This is a genomic window from Nguyenibacter vanlangensis, from assembly GCF_013376155.1.
Classification (GTDB): domain Bacteria; phylum Pseudomonadota; class Alphaproteobacteria; order Acetobacterales; family Acetobacteraceae; genus Gluconacetobacter; species Gluconacetobacter vanlangensis.
The window spans coordinates 1-1,077 of the sequence record NZ_JABXXP010000863.1 but is presented as its reverse complement, the minus strand read 5'-3'; the positions used below and the strand labels follow the sequence as shown (position 1 = coordinate 1,077).

Below are 1,077 nucleotides of genomic sequence, written 5' to 3'. Positions count from 1 at the left end.
ACCTCGCCGCGCACCACGCGACGGTCCGGCCCCCGCTGCATGTCGACATCACCGGCGCGCGCCTGTTCAACATGGCGCCCCCGACCCAGGGCGTGGCCTCGCTGCTGATCCTGGCCATCTTCGACCGGCTGCGCGCCGACCGCCCCGACGGGTTCGACCATATTCACGGACTGGTCGAAGCCACCAAGCAGGCCTTCCTCTATCGCGACGCCCATGTCGGCGATCCGGCCTTCATGACCACCGATGCCCAGGCCATCCTGGACGACGCGGCCGGACTGGACGCCATGGCCGCCGCGATCGACCCGGCGGCGGCATCCCCCTGGCCCCGGCCGTCCCAGGCCGGCGATACCACCTGGATGGGTGCCGTCGATGCCGACGGCGTCGCCGTCAGCATGATCCAGAGCATCTATTTCGAATATGGCTCGGGCCTGGTCCTGCCGCGCAGCGGCATCGTCTGGCAGAATCGCGGCAGCAGCTTCCGGTTGGCCGAGGATGGCTGGAACGCGCTGCGTCCCGGCCGCAAGCCCTTCCACACGCTCAACCCGGCCGGCGCCCGCTTCGCGGACGGGCGGACCATGGTCTACGGCACCATGGGCGGCGAGGGCCAGCCCCAGACCCAGGCCGCCCTGTTCACCCGCTACGCCCGCTACGGCATGACGCTCCAGCAGGCCGTCACCGCGCCGCGCTGGCTGCTCGGCCGGACCTGGGGCGAGGACAGCACGAGCTTGAAATATGAGGACCGGTTCGCCCCGGACGTCATCGCCGGCCTGGCCCGGGCCGGACACGCGCTGGAGCCCATGCCCGCCTTCACATCCACCATGGGCCATGCCGGCGCCCTGGTCCTGCATCCGTCCGGCCTGATCGAGGGCGCATCCGACCCGCGCAGCGACGGCATGGTGGCGGCATGGTGACCGCGACGCCCGATCCGCTCCCGCGTGATCGCCCTTCCGGCGCCCGCGCGGTATCGCGGTGCGACCTTTTGGGCGAGGTACCCTATTCGGACGTGCCGGGGCAGTTGTTCCGGCCCTATCTGGGCGGCGGGCACGCGGCGACCCTGGACCGGATCGCCGCCTGGAT

General features: G+C 71.5%; 1 protein-coding gene. It reads left to right on the top strand.

The genetic code is table 11. The features are described from left to right. A partial coding sequence (locus HUK84_RS19725; protein ID WP_176641721.1) for a gamma-glutamyltransferase occupies positions 1 to 911 on the top strand: 911 nt, incomplete at its 5' end. Positions 912 to 1,077 lie beyond the last annotated feature (166 nt).